At 27.3% G+C, this 20,728-nt stretch carries 14 protein-coding genes; all 14 read right to left on the bottom strand.

The window, feature by feature from the left end; genetic code table 11:
* Positions 1–6: 6 nt before the first annotated feature.
* The 14 genes from ACQPUY_RS06745 to ACQPUY_RS06680 all read right to left on the bottom strand — a co-directional run bounded on the left by ACQPUY_RS06745 (position 7) and on the right by ACQPUY_RS06680 (position 20,706).
* Positions 7–615, bottom strand: coding sequence for a sugar transferase (locus ACQPUY_RS06745; protein ID WP_430840571.1), 609 nt, complete (start codon positions 613–615; stop codon positions 7–9).
* 30 nt (positions 616–645) lie between these two features.
* Complete coding sequence (locus ACQPUY_RS06740) at positions 646–1,995, bottom strand: hypothetical protein (RefSeq protein WP_430840380.1); 1,350 nt, start codon at positions 1,993–1,995, stop codon at positions 646–648.
* A gap of 22 nt (positions 1,996–2,017) precedes the next feature.
* Positions 2,018–3,091, bottom strand: coding sequence for a glycosyltransferase (locus ACQPUY_RS06735; protein WP_430840379.1), 1,074 nt, complete (start codon positions 3,089–3,091; stop codon positions 2,018–2,020).
* 11 nt (positions 3,092–3,102) lie between these two features.
* Positions 3,103–4,539 carry an O-antigen ligase family protein gene (locus ACQPUY_RS06730; RefSeq protein WP_430840378.1) on the bottom strand — a complete coding sequence of 479 codons (1,437 nt, stop codon included), beginning with the start codon at positions 4,537–4,539 and terminating at the stop codon, positions 3,103–3,105.
* A gap of 38 nt (positions 4,540–4,577) precedes the next feature.
* Positions 4,578–6,014 carry a polysaccharide deacetylase family protein gene (locus tag ACQPUY_RS06725; protein ID WP_430840377.1) on the bottom strand — a complete coding sequence of 479 codons (1,437 nt, stop codon included), beginning with the start codon at positions 6,012–6,014 and terminating at the stop codon, positions 4,578–4,580.
* A 15-nt stretch (positions 6,015–6,029) separates the two neighbouring features.
* Complete coding sequence (locus ACQPUY_RS06720) at positions 6,030–7,022, bottom strand: GNAT family N-acetyltransferase (RefSeq protein WP_430840376.1); 993 nt, start codon at positions 7,020–7,022, stop codon at positions 6,030–6,032.
* Positions 7,023–7,032: 10 nt separating this feature from the next.
* Positions 7,033–8,742 carry a CDP-glycerol glycerophosphotransferase family protein gene (locus tag ACQPUY_RS06715; RefSeq protein ID WP_430840375.1) on the bottom strand — a complete coding sequence of 570 codons (1,710 nt, stop codon included), beginning with the start codon at positions 8,740–8,742 and terminating at the stop codon, positions 7,033–7,035.
* Between the two features lie 72 nt (positions 8,743–8,814).
* Positions 8,815–10,671 carry a polysaccharide biosynthesis protein gene (locus tag ACQPUY_RS06710; protein WP_430840374.1) on the bottom strand — a complete coding sequence of 619 codons (1,857 nt, stop codon included), beginning with the start codon at positions 10,669–10,671 and terminating at the stop codon, positions 8,815–8,817.
* 127 nt (positions 10,672–10,798) lie between these two features.
* Positions 10,799–12,253 carry a lipopolysaccharide biosynthesis protein gene (locus ACQPUY_RS06705; protein WP_430840373.1) on the bottom strand — a complete coding sequence of 485 codons (1,455 nt, stop codon included), beginning with the start codon at positions 12,251–12,253 and terminating at the stop codon, positions 10,799–10,801.
* Positions 12,254–12,263: 10 nt separating this feature from the next.
* On the bottom strand, positions 12,264–12,971 hold the full coding sequence (locus ACQPUY_RS06700) for a cytidylyltransferase domain-containing protein (RefSeq protein WP_430840372.1): 708 nt from the start codon (positions 12,969–12,971) through the stop codon (positions 12,264–12,266).
* A gap of 115 nt (positions 12,972–13,086) precedes the next feature.
* Positions 13,087–17,205: an N-acetylmuramoyl-L-alanine amidase gene (locus tag ACQPUY_RS06695; RefSeq protein ID WP_430840371.1), complete on the bottom strand. Its 4,119-nt coding sequence runs from the start codon at positions 17,203–17,205 to the stop codon at positions 13,087–13,089.
* Between the two features lie 247 nt (positions 17,206–17,452).
* Positions 17,453–18,553 carry a LegC family aminotransferase gene (locus tag ACQPUY_RS06690; protein ID WP_430840370.1) on the bottom strand — a complete coding sequence of 367 codons (1,101 nt, stop codon included), beginning with the start codon at positions 18,551–18,553 and terminating at the stop codon, positions 17,453–17,455.
* A gap of 78 nt (positions 18,554–18,631) precedes the next feature.
* The gene (locus ACQPUY_RS06685) at positions 18,632–19,624 is read right to left on the bottom strand and encodes an NAD-dependent 4,6-dehydratase LegB (RefSeq protein WP_430840369.1); all 993 of its coding nucleotides are present in this window, start codon (positions 19,622–19,624) and stop codon (positions 18,632–18,634) included.
* A gap of 11 nt (positions 19,625–19,635) precedes the next feature.
* Positions 19,636–20,706, bottom strand: coding sequence for a nucleotidyltransferase family protein (locus ACQPUY_RS06680; protein ID WP_430840368.1), 1,071 nt, complete (start codon positions 20,704–20,706; stop codon positions 19,636–19,638).
* Positions 20,707–20,728 lie beyond the last annotated feature (22 nt).

Genomic DNA, 20,728 nt, shown 5'->3' with positions numbered 1-20,728 from the left:
AATAAATTATTTTAAACATTTTAATAAGGTCTTAAATATAATTTTTATATCTAAAAATATATTATTTTTATTTATATACTTCAAATTTAATTGAAGTTTATGCTTCATAATTATATTAATGTAATACTCCTCTGGATTTTCTACAGTCCCTAATATTTCATTTTCATCCCTATATTCAATTGATGCAAAATCTGTAATACCAGGCTTGACTTTAAGTACTTCTCTTTCACTTTCATTATAAAGCTTAACATACTTTGGTACTTCTGGTCTAGGCCCAACTAAACTCATATCTCCCTTTAATACATTAAATAACTGCGGCAGTTCATCTAACTTATATTTTCTTAAAATACGACCAATCTTTGTTATTCTAGAGTCATTACCTACAGTAATTTGCTTTCCTAATTTTTCAGCATTCACTACCATCGTTCTATATTTTAGAATTTCAAATGTTTTCCCGCATTGTCCCACTCTTTTTTGCTTAAAAAAAACAGGTCCTTTTGAGTCTAACTTTATTAATATAGATATAATAATAAAAACTGGAGCTAATATTATACACCCAATTAAAGATGCTATAAAATCAAATATCCTCTTAATTATTTTATTAAACATATTAATCTTCCTTTAATACTTATTAAACTTAAAATATTATTCTAAAATCAATTTATTAAATACTTCTGCTAATTGTTTAGCCAAATTTTTTCTATCGAACTGAGAGCATTTACTAATACTATTAATATCTAATAATTCTCCATTTTTAAACTTTCTATACTCTGAAAGTATAAACTCTTCTATTTTATCTACTTCTCCATGATTTACAGCTAAACCAATACTATTTTCATTTATAAGTTTTGATGCTACTCCATCTTCAGGCATTATACCTAAAATAGGCCTTTCAGCCAATATATAATCAAATATTTTTCCTGTATATATTCCCTTACTTTGCTCTTCATCCGGAAGTATTAGTAAGTTTATATTAGAATTAGCCATTATATTCAATATTTTATCATGCTCTACATAAGAATTTATATTAATTTTACTACTAATACTAGAACTTTTCATAATGTCAACCAATTCTTCAGCAACATTTCCGGTAAAATTAATTTCCAAATCTTTCTCAAAATTCTTATTTTTATTAGTAATTCTTTCTATAGCAGCTATAATATCCTTCGGATTTTGAGACTTTATTAAAATACCTGAATAGTTTATTCTAAATTTATTTGAATTTTCTTTTTTTATAACTTTTTTATCATTAGAATCAAATCCATTAGTTATAGTAATAAACTTATCTTCAAATTGTGGATACCTATTTTTATACATATTGGTTATTGACTCAGTTACATTTATCACTACATCAGCTAAAGAAACAACTTCAAGTTCTAATTTTTTTTCCTTTTCTACCCTTTCTCTACTATATCCTCCCATAATAATATCATTTCCTATCCAAGGATCTCTAAAATCTGCAACCCAAGGCTTGTTTGTTATTTTTTTTATTTCTAGTCCTATTAAATGATCAGTGTACGGAGAAGATGTGGAATATATAATATCTATTTCATTTTCATTTAAAACCCTTTTTTTAATATCTTTAATTGCATGTTTATACCACCTAATTTTAGTATCAGGTATGTAATAATTATATTCTAAATATCTAAACACTTTATCTTTTACTGTTTCTGTTCTAATATTATTATTTTCAATTTTAGTTTCTTTCTTTTTATTAGAATTTGATTTAAATTTAACTAACATTTTATTAAAATTTTCTATTTTCTCTCTAAACCAAAGCATTTCTCCAGAATTAGATCTATATACCTTTACACTTTCGGGAATTTCTTTTAACATTCCAAAATCATATGCAAAATTATGTCCATTATTTACCGTTACTACTAAAGGATTATACTCAAACATAGGTAAATACTTTACATATTTAATACTCCTCTGTACACCACTTCCTCCAATTGGCGGAAAGTGATATGCTATAAACAGTATATTTCTTTTCATATTAGCACCCCTAATACTATTTTTATCTACTTAAAATCTTATTATAGGAATTTAAAACCATTTTCATATTATCTTCCCATATTGCTCTTTCTTCAATAATTTTTTTGTTAATTTTTTGTGCTGACTTTATAAGATCCTTATCTTCTATTGTTCTTATCATTAATTTACTTAATTCAACAGAGTCAAGCTTAGATAAAATTAAACCATTAATCTCATCATCTATCCATTCCCTATTAGCTGGTAAATCAGATACTATCGGGAAACTTCCACTTAGCATACTTTCTAAAAGGGTTACTGAAGTAGAATCTGAAGTAGGTATTGAAACAAAAGTTAATCCTTCATTCAATAAATCAAAAAGCTGTTGTCTATTAATAAATCCTTGAAAATCAACATTATCTTCTAATCCCAACTTCTTAATATAATGCAAAATTTCTTTTTCGCTACTTCCTGAATTTGTAATTATAAGCTTTGAGTCGGAATACTTTTCTAAAACCAATTTAAACGCATCTAAAATACATTCTATATTTGAGTTTTCACATAATGTTCTCATACTCAAAAATACTTTTCCCCTATCTTCTTTTACATTATTAAAATTAAAATCAGATAAACTAACTCCCATAGGAACTGTTAGGACTCTATCCTTATTAGCCTTTAATTTAATTATTTCTTCACTCATATAATCTGAATCAGATGTTACTAAATCACATTTTTTCAATACATACTCAGTTAATATTTTATAAACCTTATTCTTCTTTGGTGTTACAAGTATATCAGTTCCCCAAGTTGAAACCACAAAAGGTATTTTTCCCTTTACTAAGCTACCTATAAACCCGTAACTAGTTAAATAATGAGCATTAATTAAATCTGGATTAATTTCTTTTATTATCTTTTTTATAGAAAATACCTTTTTTAGATAAGAGGCATTTCCACCATCACTATCTATATTTATAGAGTCTCCCATATAATAAAGTTTTACCCCAGTTATATCAGCCTGTCTAAAAGATATAAGATAAACTTCATTACCAGTATCTCTGAAGAACTCTATCCATCTTCTTGTATGTATGCTTCCTGCATCACCTAGAAAACAAATCTTCATAATTTACACCTCTAAACAAATTCATTAATATAGTCCATATAAAATAAAACAAACAACATTATAAATGTACTTGAAAAACTATATATCTCTCCAGTAAAATTAAATGCTATACCAGTTAAATTTCCGTAAATGAAGAAAATTGCAACAACTATTCCTAATGATAAATATGTTAACCTCATTTTTCCTTTCGATTTAAAGTATCCAATTAATGCATCTATTCCCATTTTCACAATTAGAATTACTGCTATAATCATAAAAGGAACTCCTAGCTCCGCTGAAAAATTTAATAATAAATTATGAGCATCTATATAAGACTTAGTTGTACCAGAATATTCATTAAAGAAATATTTGAAATTTCCTAATCCTACACCAGTATATGTATAATCATTAGTAATTTCTAAAGCAGATTTCCATATAATTTGTCTAGTTCTACTTTGAGAATCTATTATTTTAACAGCTACTTCCTTAAGCTTTCCTTTTTCATTTGAATTACTTGGTTGTTCAATTATAGTATTAATTTCATTTATAGTATCCTCATCAGCTACATCAGGCCTCGAAGCTACATTTCCAGATACCATAATACCAACTATTAAAAACACTATACCATACTTTTTCCAATTTTTAATATTAAAAATTAAATATAATATAAATATAGAGAATATTGCTATTAATGCTCCTCTTGATCTTTGAATTCCTATTGATAAACTAAAAGCAATTACATAAAGTGTCCACCTATTTTTGATACCATCCTCTTTTGACCATTTTCCTAATACAATTACAAACATTAATAAAGAATATGCCAAAATAGCATTAGAACCTAAAGGCCCGTATAATTTTTCTGTACTTCCTTTAATTAAAGATAGCATATAATAAAGGAAATCTGGTGCTACTGATATTAATGAACCTAGAATAGATGCTTCTAAAATTTTGTTATAAAATGCTTTTTTATCTTTAAAATATGATGTTCTTACCACATAAAATAGGAATATAAATGGCAAAAATGACAATAATATTATCATAATAGATACTTGTTTATTAAAAGCAAAAAAGACATTTATAATAATCATTGCTATGATAATCAATCTTATATACTTGTTTTTTATGTTATTCTTATCTTTATTTATTCGATTTAAAAATCCATTCTTAAAAAGAAAAAATAAAACTACTAAATAAAATGCTGTATAAAATACCCACTGCTTATCCAACAAACCTATTCTTAGAAATATATATCCTCCTAATGGCAATAAAAATATACTAAAAAATGCTGCTATAATGGTATTTTCATAAGACTTATCCATATACCAAATAGTAAAAGCAATAAAGGGAATCCCAATTAAAGCTGCTAAAAAAGTTAGTTTAGCTTCAGTTCCCCATAATGTAACAATTGCCAAAAGCTCTAATATAGAGCATATAATAACATAATAAAAGTTTTTATTTAGTGTCTTCATATATTTACTTTCAACTCCCCCTGCAATTTTAACTATAACTAATTATATAAATCAACTATCTTCTTTCCAGAGATAGCTAATGCATTATTATCTATGCAATAGTTTATTATTTCTTCATATACACTTAGCCAATCCTTCCACATAGAATTGTCTAAATTAGAATTATGCCATAATAATGAAAATACCCCATTAACATCTATGATTCTATTTATAAGATTCTTAACATAATCAATTCCCTCTTTAGGATTTAATCCCATATATTGAGTTTCAGCTATAGTAACATCCATAACTATTAAAGGTATTTCAAAAATATCAATAACTTTTCTATCCAACACATTAAAAGGTTTATATGGAGTACAAATTCCTGCTCTAAATCCTGCATTTTTAGCATATCCTAAAGTAGTATCATATTTTAAATTACATTCTTGTTGAACTTTCCAAGTATCAGGCGTTTTAAATCTTAAATAATGTTGTCTAATTCCAACTGACTTTGTATACTTATCTATTTTTGACTTTTCACTAGCTAATAAATTCAAATCATTATAACTATTGTAGCTACCATGGATTCCAATTTCACTTGAGTTATTCTCTATTCTTTTAAACACATTTTTTAATATTTTATTATTTATATTGTAGTAATTATCATTACTTGTCTTTCCACCTGTCATAAAATAATATGAAGCTGACATCCCATATTTTTCTTCAATATCTGCCAAATAATCAAACTTCCAATACGGATCATTTTCTTTATTTCTTAAGACTTTTAAAAAATTATTAAAAATTTCAATTGAAGATTTTATATCTTTTTCTTTTATTATTTTTACACCCATAGTTTTGATAAATTTATCCCTATATTTTAATATTGAATCAATATCATGACTTAAGAAAAATACAAAATCTTTATTTTCCCATCTATTCTTCTTTTCTATATTTTTATCTAGATCCTTTAGCAAACTTAAAATCATTTCAATCTGTTCATTTACAATTGGTCTATCTAAAAAACTAAATTTATATGAGATAGATTTTTCTAATAAAAATCTCTCATGAGAATCTTTTTCATCACAAATAACTTCTTCGTATCTTGTCACCATAAAAAATATATCCGAAATTATATCTATATAAATATTAAATTTATTATCATTTTTCTCTATTAATTTATCTTCATTTGAAAATATTGATATAATATTATTTATAGATTTTATATTTTTTTCTAAGTTTAATATTTTTATATTATAATTAGGCTCTGATTTTAGATAATTATCATTAAATAGATTATTGCTTTCTTTAATCCAAATAAATTTATTTTTAAATTTTTTATCTAATACTGGAGCATAATATATTAATATATCATCTTGATTTATTTCATCATCATTTCTATAAAATTTATAATCAATACCTAAGGTAGAAAATATTAAGTCAAAAGTATATTCCTTCTCAATTATAAATTCATCATTTTTTATATATATCCCAACCATAAAACACCTCTCTTATTACCTTATAATTCTTTTTAGAATCTTCTTTAGTTTTGGAGCTCCTAATACAAAAGTAATTAAAGATTTCTTTAAATCAAACTTAAAATCCTTAGTTATTGTGAAATATTGTTTTTGCGCTCCTCCAAAAGTACTAAAAAACTTTTCTATTTCTTTATTCATAGAACCTTCAAAATCAAACTTCAACCCCATACTACCAGCTAATTTTATTGCTTCCAATAATAATAATGATGTTGCATTTGAATTTTTGTAATCTGGATTTATTCCACCCAATAAATAATACATACTTTCTTTATCCCACAATACATAAATTACTGCATGAACATTATTATTCTCATCAACTGCATATAAGCTTTCCCTACAATTTCTGTCATTGCATAATTTATCTATTTTAATTAGTAAATCTACACTATATGGGATTTCCATATTTTTTCTTTCAAAAGTCATTTTATTAATTTTATATAATTCTTCTATACTTATTCCTTTTTTAACTTGAACCATTTTTTCAGCTTTTCTAATAACATTTTTTGTACTAGAATCTATTTCATTATATACCTTATTAAAATCAGAAGTATCCTCAATAACATAAGTATATCTAGTAGTTTGATTATAGCCCCTCCAATAAAAAGGTAACCAATTAGTAAATGAATAATCAAAATTTTGAGAATAACTCTTAATATCTTTTTTTTCTAATTCCTCAATTAGGTAACTTATAGTTTTTCTTTCAAAAGACAATTTTGAAGTATATTTTTGATTATTAGGATAATTTATATATACACCACTTTTTTGAGTTAAATTTCCTTCATTTATAATTAATCCACTTTTTGTTTTATTAAATGAATATGGCAGGGCCCCTAAGATTTTCCCACCTTTTTCATTTAAAATAACATCCCAATTTTCACTTCCGACAACTGCATCTAGCCACCAAGGTTGAACAAATATATTAACACTAGACTCTTCACAAAACTTTAAATATTTTTCTTTATTACTCATATAAACTCCTTTAATAAGAATTAATTACTTCCTTTATTCTATTAGCAACTAATCCATCTACCTTATAAAAGTTTCTTTCAATATATCTATCATTGGCATCCCAATTTATATCATTTAATAAATCAATAAGCTCTTCTTCATTTTTAGCTCCCTTAGATATATTATTTTTAACAAAATTACCTTGATCCCAATAATTATTTAAAAGTAAACAAATAGATGGTTTATTAAGTACTGCTGCTTCTAAGTTAACTGTTGAATGAACACTTATTACTATATCTGACCATATTATTGCATCATAAATATCCATATCCTTAGTAATTTTAATATTATTTACATTATATTTTTTAGCAATTTCATCATACATATCATAATAAGTATCATTTGGATGTAATTTTATAATAACTTCATACTTTTCCCCATATTTTGATAAACTACTAAATAAAAATTCTGTTGCTTCCCTTGCTAACTCCTTAATATATTGAGTTGCATATAAAATCTTTAAATTCTCATCTCTAGTTTGACCTATATCGGTATTAGAAATTTTATTATATAAATAGTCCGTTCTAGGCTGTCCTACAACTACAACATTATTATCATTATAAATTATTGTACCTTCTAATAATTTTTCCTTAAATTCTTCTCCCCATACAAAAGTTTTACTTGGAACATATATATTTTCCTTTGATGGAATAAAATATGAAACTGATGCCTCTGTTATTATACCATGCTGTATTGCAAAAGTTGGAATATTTAGCTTATTTCCTGAATAAATAAAACATCTTGCTCTATCTGCTTCATCAGTACATATAATTTTATCAAATTTTAGTATTTTTAAAAACTTTTCAGCAGAATAAATTTCATATATATAGCTATCAAATATATCTTTTAAATTTTTAAATAAAAATTCATTAAATAAACCATATAAATTATAATTATGAAAGTTTAAATTAAAATCTTTAAGTAAATACAACCTATTATTCAATTTATCCTGATTCAATTTCATTCTATATAATATTTTTTTTAATATTATAAAATCCTCGAATGGGAAAAAATCATCTCCTATTTTTTCAGATTTATTTAATATAGAATCATTATTTAGATATTGAATTCTAAATACATTCTTTTCTTTTTTGAAAGATTCCAAAACTTCTCCAAATTGACAATCATAATGTAAATTTTTATTTCCTATTTTAATATTATTTATATCACTACAATGCGTCATAAATAATATGTTCTCGTTTCTAATATTCTTAAATTTATATTTTAAAAGGAAAATAAATCCCTTAAATATTCTCTTAGTTTTCATCATTTTATTATTTGGTTCTTTATTTTCTTTATTTATATCTATATTATCCTGAACTTCAGATATGGCAATTTTGAATAAGGAATTACATATATATTTATAAACTGGATCACTAGTATATATTTTAATTTTTTCTTCACCAAATTTATCTACTAATGCTTCAATTAATAAAAATTTGCTTAATATATCTTTTACTTTATTACATATAGTTCCTCTAGCAAAGTTATATACCTCAATGTCATCATAAATATACATATCTTTAATAGCTGTATTATTTACGCTTTCTTTCTCTAGATTCTTAATAAATCTATTAATTTCTACACTAATATCACAACTTATTATATTTTTATCTATTGAAGTTTTTTCTCCACTATTAACAGCATAAATTTCATTCCCATTAATTAAGACTTCTATCATATTCCCTCCATTTTACCTAATTAATTTATAAGGAACTATATTACTATAGTTCCTTATAAATTATATAAATATTTATTTATCTCTATCTACTGCCACTTCATCTTTATCTACTCTGTGATATGTTGGAACAACTTTCTCCATCATATCCTTAATTTTTTCATTACTATCTTCTTTTAGTAATTCTTTCAACATATTTAATTTTACTTGTAATTTATTCATATTTTCAAAAGTTGGTTTACCAATATATATCTTATTATGAGTTGTAGTTCCTAAGCCTTCTTCACTCATTAACAACTCTTCATAAAGCTTCTCCCCTGGTCTAAGTCCTGTAAACTTAATTTCTATATCCTTATTAGGTTCAAAGCCTGAGAGTCTTATTAAATCACAAGCTAAATCGTATATTTTTACAGGCTTACCCATATCTAAAACAAATATTTCTCCACCCTTTGCAAAAGCTCCTGCTTGAAGAACTAGTTGAGATGCTTCAGGTATCAACATAAAATAGCGAGTAATGTCTTTATGAGTTACAGTCACAGGTCCCCCCTCAGCAATTTGCCTTTTAAATAACGGAACAACAGATCCATTACTTCCTAGCACATTTCCAAATCTAACTGCAACAAAATCAGTTTTACTTTCTTTATTCATTGCTTGAACTATCATCTCACATAATCTTTTAGTTGCACCCATTATATTGGTTGGATTAACAGCTTTATCTGTTGAAATCATAACAAATTTCTTTACACTATGTTTATCTGCTTGCTTAGCTAAATTTAATGTACCAAAAACATTGTTTTTTATAGCTTCTTTTGGACTATCTTCCATTAAAGGAACATGTTTATGAGCAGCGGCATGAAAAATAACATCTATATTATAATTTTTGAATATTTCATCTAATCTTTTTTCATCTCTAATAGATCCTATTAAAGTTTTAACATATAAATTAGGATACTTAGCCCATAGTTCATTTTGTATATCATAGGCGTTATTTTCATATATATCGAAAATAATTAATTTACTAGGATTGAAAACAGCAATTTGCCTACATAATTCAGATCCAATTGATCCTCCGCCTCCAGTTACTAAAACTGTTTTTCCAGTTAAATAATCAGAAATTCCATTATTATCAAGAACTATAGGATCCCTTCCTAATAAATCCTCTAATTCTACATCTTTAATTTTACTTACACTCGCTTTCCCTGATATTATTTCATATATACCAGGAATTATTTTTAATTTACACTTAGTTTGTTTACAAATATCTATTAGTCTTGCCTTTTCTTCAGATTTCAAAGAAGGTATTGCTATAATTATCAAATCTATTCTTTTTTCTTCAACTATTCTTGGTATATCCTCTGTAGTTCCTTGGACTTTTGTTCCTGAAATTCTTTTTCTTTTCTTATAAGGATTATCATCTATAAGAACAACTGGATTTAATTTCAAATCTCTTCTTGAAAGCATTTCATTTATGATCATTGTTCCTGCTGACCCTGCTCCAACAATCATGACCCTTTTTTGATCTGGTGCATATTTATAAGGAGTATATATTAACATCCTCCTATAAACCCTATAAAGTATTCTAATTCCTAATACAAAACACATAACTAGAACTATAGCTAAAACACTTACATTTAAAGGTATAACATTTCCAATAAATCTAGTATATATAATTGAAACACAACCAGCTAAAACACTTCCACCTACTCCTAATAAGAATTCATCTGTTCCTGTCAAATGCCAAAGGGAATTATACATTCTGAAAATGAAAAAGCTAATTAAATAAATAAAACTAACTATAATACAATCTTCCTTATATATTGTAACTATCTTTCTAAACTCATCTGCATATATCATATTAATTACTATTAAATATGCCATATTTACAAGAAATATATCTATACATGCCAATATAAGCATTCTCCATTTTTTCATTCGGATTACCTCCATTTTTTACCATATATGTAATTAAATCAAAAGCTCTTTTTTTAAAATATCCTTCATAATTATACTACTTATTATTTACATTGTCTATAAATCTTAGTCTACTGTTTCTATTTCCTTACCTATTTTTAATACTACCTTTAATTAATTTCATATATTTCAAAAATTCATTTCTATAAATTACTACAATTCCTAATAATACTAATAATACAATTCCAGATTTAATCAATACTGATTTCCAAAAGCTGAATCCTAATATTATAAAAGAACACATTGAAATTGCAAAGAATAATCCAGAAATAACAAACAACTTAAGTAAATTTAACTTTATAGGTTCTATTTTTTTAGATATAAAGTAAACTAAGATACAGGATATCATCATTGATAATAAACTTGCAAATGCAGCTCCCATCATTGAATACTTTGGAATTAATATTATATTTAATAATGAGTTTAATATTGCACCAGTGAATGTACCAACAGCAATGAACTTAACCCCTTTTTTATTATAAAATAGCGGATTAACATAAAAATAATATATACCATTAAATACAAATGAAAAACTTAATAGAGGTATAACTTTCCATCCTTCAGCATATGCATCATCTACCATAATCTTAAATATCTCAGGTCCAAACAAAGACATACCCATAGCTAGAAAACAATAAATTATTGTAATATATTCTGCAGCCTTAACTATATCAGCTTCATTTTTTTCCTTATCCTTCATCTTTGAGAAAAACCAAGGAACATATGCTTGATTCACTGCAGTTGTAATAACGTTAATGATATTTGCAAATTGCGAACCAGTGGAATATATAGCTGGTGAAGCTAAGCCTTCATATCCATTTAAAAAAAGACGATCTATCATAGATACTGCCCAGCCAGATAAAGTATGAGGTAATAATGGTAATGAATACTTTAATGCTTGTATCAAATAAGCCTTTCTTATTTTCATTGTTATAGTAGGAATAAATCTAATTAAAGTATAAACAAAAAATACTGTATCTGTTATTGCTAATGCTAATAATACTCCTATAGCTCCTATTCTTAAACCTACTACAAATAATATATTTAGAGAAAGATTAAGAATAAAATACAGTAAATTATTTATACCATATGTAGAACTTTCTTCCCTCGCTTGTAAAGTACTTTGAAAAATTGTATAAATAGGATTAAATGTTATTGATACTAATCCTAGTGCAATATACGGATAAAAATTTATTCCTTTTGCTAAAGGTAATAGTAATACATCTTTAAAAATAATTAAAATTATAGTTATTATTACACTATTTAAAATAACAAACGTTATACAAGTTCCCCAGAACTCTTTCAACTTCTTATCATTTTCTTTATAATCTACATAAAACCTTACAACAGCTGAATTTAATGCTAGAGTATAAAAAATAGATAAAAACGTAACTAATGGTTGAACTACATCTGTTATCCCTTTGTCACTTGGAGATAATAATGATGTATACACAGGCAATAAAAATAATCCAATAGCTTTTTGTAAAATTTGAACTAAACTATATATACTTGAATTTTTTAATAAGCTCTTGTTACTACTCATTCTTCATCTCCTATTTATCCATCTCACTTAATTCGTTCATTATTAACTCTGCTATTTTAAAATCAAGCTCAGTATCTATATCAACTGAAGAATATGAATCCATTATATAACCAGTTAAGCTACTTGCCTGAAAAGTTTTTTCTTTTAAAAACATCTCAGTTTCTATTAAATAAATAGCTCCGTTAACTCTATAAACACTAGGTAAATCCTGTCTTCTAGTTATTTTGTATCCATCTTTCATAAATGGTTTTAAAGAATCTCCTTCGAAAATATTAGTCCAATATGGATTAACTTCACTTTCACAAACCGATATTAAGGCTTTTTTACTACTATGCCTAAATTGTTCAACTGCCTCATCTATATGCTTGTAAGTTCTTAATGGCGAAGTACATTGTAACAACATAATATGCGTTGGTGTATATCCTTCACTTTCTTTAAGGTAATTTAGCATATGTATAACGCAATCTACAGTTGGAGATACATCTCCGGATAGACTATCAGGCCTTAAACAAGGAATTTCAGCCCCAAACTCTTTAGATATTTCTGCGATCTCATTATCATCAGTGGATATAACTAATCTATCTATATATTTACTTTTTTTAGCAGCCTCAATAGTATATCCAATTAACGGTTTACCATTTAATTTTTTTATATTCTTTCTATAAACCCCTTTAGATCCTCCCCTTGCCGGAATAATCCCTAGTATATTAATACTCATAATTTTTCTCCTTACAATATATTTATTTCTAACATTACTAATTATATCATATATATTTTATACTAAAAAAAATAAAAGAGTAACAGTAAACTGTTACTCTTTTATTAATATTTTCTTAAAATTGTTTTTGAATTTGATCAGCTAAAACTTTTGCAAATTTTAATTGATTATCTTGATTAGCCAACTTTTGGGCTTCTGTTGGATTTGATATAAATCCACATTCAACCAATACAGATGGCATAAATGTATTCTTTACAACATAAAACTCTTCATCTTTAGCACCTCTGTTATAGTAACCTAGTTGTGATGCTATATTATTTACCATATTTTGAGCAAGCAATTTACTTGTATTAATCTTGCTAGTAAGCCCATTCTGAATATTGTTAGTTCCAGCTAACGGTTCCGCAGAACTATAATAAACTTCTACCCCATTTGCAAGTGAATTCGGGTTAGAATTATGATGAATACTAACAAACAAATCTGCATTTAGATCATTTGCTATCTTTACTCTTTCAGCTAAACTTTCTTTTACAGGTTTATTATCCCTATCACTTTCTTCCCTAGTCATTACAACTTCAAATCCTCTAGAAACAAGTTCCTGCTTAAGCTTCAATGCAACTTCCATATTTAAAACAGTTTCATTATAAGTAACCCCATTATGGACATATAGTGCTCCAGAATCTCCACCATAATTATGCCCTGGATCTATTACTATAAGTTTTTTAGATGACGTTACATTAATATCTTTAGAAATATAGTCGTCCCTCTCTGATTTGCTATTCTTATGCTTAACATGTACTACTATACTATAAGTTCCTGATGTTTTTGGAGTAAATGTAGCAGTTCTAGTTTTGCTATAATCACTTAATACTGTCCATGTTTCAGTTTTTCTATCACATACCCATATCTTATATAATGCATCATCTTGTGGCTCAGCTAAAGCTTCTATAGAAATTCTTCCATTAGGCGTATATGAACCACTAACATTTAAAGATATTGCAGTAGCCTTGTCCTTTTCATAAGCATAAATATCTTTTGACATATAATCTTCTTGAACACTAGAATTTGAATACTTATTCTTTACATGTACCACAAATGAATAATAACCTTTTTTCTTAGGAGTGAATGTTGCTGTATTTTTTGTGCTCCAATCACTTAATACTGTCCATGTATCTGTGCTTCTATCACATACCCACAACTTATATAAAGTCCCTGATGATGGGTCTGCAGTTGCTGTCATTGTAATAGGTTGTCCAATAATATTGCTACCTGATAAATCTAATGTTTTCACAGTAGATTTTTTATACTGTATATTTATATCTATAGACTTATAACTGTCTTGACTAGTTGTGCTACTATTTTTATGCTTTACATGTACTACAAAACTATATGTTCCAGCTTTCTTTGGAGTAAACGTTGCTGTATTTTTTGTGCTCCAATCACTTAATACTGTCCATGTATCTGTACTTCTATCGCATACCCACAACTTATATAAAGTCTCTGATGACGGGTCTGCAGTTGCTGTCATTGTTAAGTTAGCTCCTACATATTTGTCTCCAGTTACAGTAAGTGACTTAGCTGTCGATTTAGAATCCGCAACCTTTATATCAACTGATTTATAATCATCTTGTGTATTAGTTGTACTATTCTTATGTTTTACATGTACTACAAAACTATATGTTCCAGCTTTCTTTGGAAGAAAATTAACAGTGCTCTTTGTACTCCAGTCACTTAGTACAGTCCATGTATCTGTACTTCTATCACATACCCACAACTTATATAAAGTCTCTGATGATGGGTCTGCAGTTGCTGTCATTGTTAAGCTAGCCCCTACATATTTATCTCCAGTTACATTAAGTGACTTAGCTGTCGATTTAGAATCCGTAACCTTTATATCAACTGATTTATAATCATCTTGTGTATTAGTTGTACTATTCTTATGTTTTACATGTACTACAAAACTATATGTTCCAGCTTTCTTTGGAACAAAATTAACAGTGCTCTTTGTACTCCAGTCACTTAGTACAGTCCATGTATCTGTACTTCTATCACATACCCACAACTTATATAAAGTCTCTGATGATGGGTCTGCAGTTGCTGTCATTGTTAATGTATCATTTACAAACTTATTTCCTGTTACACTTAATGATGATACTATTGACTTTGCTACTTTAACATTAACATCTACAGATTTATAATCATCTTGTGTCTTTGTTGCACTATTCTTATGCTTTACATGTACTACAAAACTATATGTTCCAGCTTTCTTTGGAGTAAACGTTGCTGTATTTTTTGTGCTCCAATCACTTAATACTGTCCATGTATCTGTACTTCTATCGCATACCCACAACTTATATAAAGTCTCTGATGACGGGTCTGCAGTTGCTGTCATTGTTAAGTTAGCTCCTACATATTTGTCTCCAGTTACAGTAAGTGACTTAGCTGTCGATTTAGATTCTGCAACCTTTATATCAACTGATTTATAATCATCTTGTGTATTAGTTTTACTATTCTTATGTTTTACATGTACTACAAAACTATATGTTCCAGCTTTCTTTGGAGTAAACGTCGCTGTATTTTTTGTACTCCAATCACTTAGTACTGTCCATGTATCTGTACTTCTATCACATACCCATAACTTATATAAAGTCCCTGATGACGGGTCAGCAGCCGCTGTCATTGTTAATGTATCATTTACAAATTTATTTCCTGTTACATTTAAACTTGTAACTTTTGAACTTCCAACGTCCACCTTAAAATCTTTATTTATATAATGATCTTGTGTTGAAGTATCTGAGTTTTTATTTTTAACATGTACTACAAAACTATAATTCCCTGATTTTTCCGGATAAAAATCTGCTGTTCTCTTAGTACTCCAATCACTTAACAAAGTCCATTCTTCTGTATCCCTATTACAAACCCAAATTCTATAAAGTGTATTGTCTGATGGTGTAGCTGTCGCAGTAACAGTTATCTTAGATCCTGTTGATTGATTTCCTGAAATAGTAACATCATTCAACACAGAAAAATTAAGAGTTTTTGATTCTTTTCCAGCTTCTGAAACTATATTTAATATGTTATATCCATATCCTTTTGCAGTTGCCCATCCATACCCTTCTGGATTCTCTGGGATTCCTAAATGTTCTAGATATAATGCACTTCCTCTAGTAACATATTTAAATCTTGGATCAACCACATCTTGTTTTAACGGTTCAGTTGATGCATATGCCTTTAAGTGTTGTACTACAACTCTTATTCCAATTTCAACACTCTCGAAAGTATAACCAGGATTTCCATTACCTGTTGCACCTATTCCAGCAAAATTATTTTGCTCAAATTTAACATCTCCACCAAACTTTAAATAACCAGTTTCATGCATCATTTGAGAAAATACTATATCATGATTAATACCTTCAATCTGTGATTCTTTAATTGTAAAATCTACAAAATCTACTATGTATTTTAAATCAAGCTTAGAGTTATTCCTTCTTAAGATATTAATCATTTGAGCTCTATCTAAAGACCCTGTCCCCATTATTTTAGTCTTGCTATCATTTATATTTACACTAATAACCGTATCAGATTTGTTTCCTTTAGAATCTATAACACTTATTTTCACTTCATGTTTACCATTTGAAACATTTGTAAAGTTATATTTAAACCCACTTTTATTTGAATTAGAATAATCAGGATACTTTGTTCCTATATCACTTCTTTCAATACCATAAGTAGCAGTTCCAACTTTATTGTTATCAAGATAAACTTCAACCTTACTAATTCCATCTTTACTAATTGCATATCCTCTTACTTGGAAAGAGTCTGTTAGTTTATGATCCATTACAGGATTCTCTACCTTTGCAATTATAGTTGATTGTTCTTCAGAAGTTGAAAATGGAGTATAGCTATCTCTCATATTATCATCTACATCATCTATAGATTCAGTATCTAAATCATAATTAACTTCTTCATTATTTTCTATATCTTCAACAACATTTATAGAATCTTCTGTTTTCTCTAACTCATCCTCCTTTCCTAATAATTCATTTTCATTATTTACTGTTTCTGTTTGTATGTTATTTTTTTCACTATTATTATCTTCGGATGTTACAGATAACTCTTCCGATATTACAGTTGAATCATTTGTAGTCTCTGCAAATGATGTAACATTTGGAAAAACCACATTGAAAATAAACATACATAAAACAAATATTGCTATTTGTTTTAATCTCTTCATTTATTTATCCCCCCATTATTTAACGGGCCACTAAATAAATAAAATAGCATTATATATTTACTAAGTTACTATTAGATTATACAGCCTATCCCCTATTAATTCAATCCATTAATAAACTCTTTTAATTAAACTATTAATTTTTAAAATTTCTTTTTTTGATTTTATGTATAAAATTTTAATTTATTCTATGCTAAATTAATATAAATAAAACTCAGCTCTCGCTGAGTTTTATTTATATTAATTATCTTTATATGTTTCCCCTTATTATATTGCAAACCTTCCTTACTTCTTCCTCAGTTAACGATACGGAACTTGGAAGATTTACTCCCCTATCACTTACATCCATAGTTACTTCCATAGTACCACATTTACTTTCACAATAAGGCTTCATATCATGGACTGGTAAGAAGAATGGTCTTGCTTGAACCCCATTTTCTTTTAATAATTCTAAAAGTTCATCTCTAGACATTCTAAAATCATCTTCAACTAAAATTGAGTATAACCAATAACAATTATCTATATACTCAACTTGTTTTACTAAAGAAATACCTTTAACATCCTTTAATAATTCATTATATAATTCTGCATTTCTTCTTTTTACTTCTAAATAAGTATCTATATTCTCAAGTTGAGCTAATCCCATCGCTGCTAATATATTAGGCATTCTAAAGTTATACCCAACCTCTTCATGATACATAGCTCCATTTTCAGTAATAGTTTTAGTTTGATTTGATAAGTACTTTGCCCTTTTACCAATCTCTTCATCATTAGTAATTAACATTCCCCCTGCTCCAGTTGTTATTAATTTATTCCCATTAAAACTAAAGCATCCTATGTCTCCTAAAGTTCCTGCTAATTTTCCTTTATAAGTAGTCCCTAAAGCTTCAGTAGCATCTTCTATCACATATAAATTATGTTTTTTTGCAATTTTATTAAGCTCATCCATTTCTACTGTATAGCCATATATATGAACTGGCATTATTGCTTTTGTTTTCTCAGTAATTAACTCTTCTACTTTATTAACATCCATTACAAAAGTTTCTCTATCTACATCAACAAATACCGGCACTGCACCTACGTATTTTATTGAATTTACTGAAGAAATAAATGTCATAGAAGGTACAATAACCTCATCACCTTCACCTATTCCTAATGTAACTAAAGCAAGTTGAAGAGCAGCTGTCCCATTCATTGTTACTACTGCTGATTTAGAATTATTATACTTAGCAAATTCCTCTTCAAATTTATCTACAAACTTACCTACTGAAGAAACCCAATTAGTGTCTAAACATTCCTTTATATATTTCCACTCATTTCCTCTAATCTCTGGTATGCATAATGGTATCATCTTTATCCCACCTTTTTAAAATATAATTTAGAGATTATCTTGAAATACTAAGATAATCTCTAATATTAATTATATAAATTAAACATTGTAAATATCTGGCTTATAATACCTCATATTTTCTTTTATCCAATTTATTGTCTCAGCTAAACCTTCGTCAATTGAATACTTAGGAGTCCAATCTGTAAGCTCTTTAATCTTAGTATTATCAGCCCATAGTCTATTTACTTCACTTTTCTCAGGTCTTATTCTATCTTCATCACAAATAATCTTAACATCTTTTCCTATAATATCTATAATTTTCTTTACTGTATCACCAACAGATATTTCAAAATTAGAACCTGCGTTTATAACTTCTCCAATAGTTTTATCTGATTCAGCTACCTTGACAAAAGCTTCTGCAGTGTCTTTTACGAAGTTAAAATCTCTAGTTGGTGTTAAACTACCAAGCTTTATTTCATTTTTACCAGCCAAAATTTGTGATATTATAGTTGGAATTACTGCTCTTGCAGATTGTCTAGGCCCATAAGTATTAAATGGTCTTAAAGTTGCAATTGGCATATTAAATGATCTATAAAAACTTTCTGCCATCTTATCAGCTCCAATTTTAGAAGCTGAATAAGGTGATTGACCTTGCATTGGGTGCTTTTCATCTATAGGAACATATAAGGCTGTTCCATATGTTTCAGAAGTTGAGGTATGTATAATTTTTTGTACATCATGATTTCTACAAGCTTCTAAAACATTTGTTGTTCCTTCCACATTAGTTCTTACATAAGCCATTGGAGAAAGATAAGAATAAGGAATTGCTATTAAAGCTGCAAGATGGAATACTACTTCTTGCCCTTTAATTATTCTATTCATTCCATCTAACTCTCTTATATCACCAGTTTCAACTCTTATATTGTTTAAAACTTCTTTATCAAATGTATCTATCCAACCCCAGTTATTAAAAGAATTATATTGTACTAAAGCTGTTACATCAGCTCCTAACTCTACTAACCTTTCAGTTAAGTGGCTTCCTATAAAACCTTCTGCTCCTGTTACAAGAACCTTTTTTCCTTTTAAGTTCATCACACACACTCCTAGTTATTATTTTTTTCCTTTTCTTCTATTTTTTCAACCATTTCTTTCATTTCGCTAATTTGCCCCATATCCATCCATGATTGTTCACTTATAGGATATACTCCTACAGGTACACCATTGTTCATATATTTTTCAACAATATCAGGTAAGTTATAAAACTCTCCTTCTGGAATATCATTTAAAACATCTGGCTCTATTACATACATTCCAGTATTTATTAAAAAAGTATATACTGGCTTTTCAACAATTTCATTAATATTACCATTTTCATTAAGCTTAAAAACTCCATAAGGAATTTGAAAATTTTTAACTGATGATATAACAGTAACTTTATTACCTTTTTCCTTATGATATTTCAAGATAGACTCATAATCTGCTTCTATTAATATATCACAGTTTGAAACAAAAAAAGTTTTATCTATCTTACCTTTTAATAAACTTAAGCTTCCACCAGTTCCTAATGGTTTATCTTCTTCTACATAATTAATAAAATAATCTTTATTTAATTCATTAAAGTACGATTTTATCATGTTCTTCTTATAATTAACAGTTAGATAAAACTCTTTACTTCCATATAAACAAAATTTATCTATAATTCTTTCAATTATAGGTGTATCTCCAATTGGTATAAGTGGTTTTGGTAATATCTTTGTATATGGATATAATCTTGTTCCTAAGCCACCTGCCATAATTACTATAGGAATATTTTCCAAAGATTTATTCTTATTCTCTATAAATACATTTTTATTCAAAAACTTAATATCTAAAATATTTCTATTTAAGTTAATTATTGGAATAGCAGTTATTGATTTTTCAATCATAACTTCATCCGCCGAACTAATATCACCTTCCATTAAGTAGATAGGATTTTTATTCATAACCACTTCTACAGCCTCTTCCATACACCCATTTTTTAATATCCATCTGCGAAAATCTCCATCTGTTAAAGTACCTATTAATTCATCATTATCAGACACTACAAAAAGTATTCCTTTTGCTACATCATTAATTTTTTTCATAGCCTCTCTTATATTAACTTCTTTTCTTATTTTTAAGTTGTCTATATTCACTATATCACCACATTACCTATTA

It is taken from the genome of Clostridium nigeriense (genome assembly GCF_050585245.1).
GTDB classification, from domain to species: Bacteria; Bacillota; Clostridia; order Clostridiales; family Clostridiaceae; genus Clostridium; species Clostridium nigeriense_A.
The sequence above is the reverse complement of the archived record's forward strand: the minus strand, read 5'-3'. Positions and strand labels throughout refer to the sequence as shown.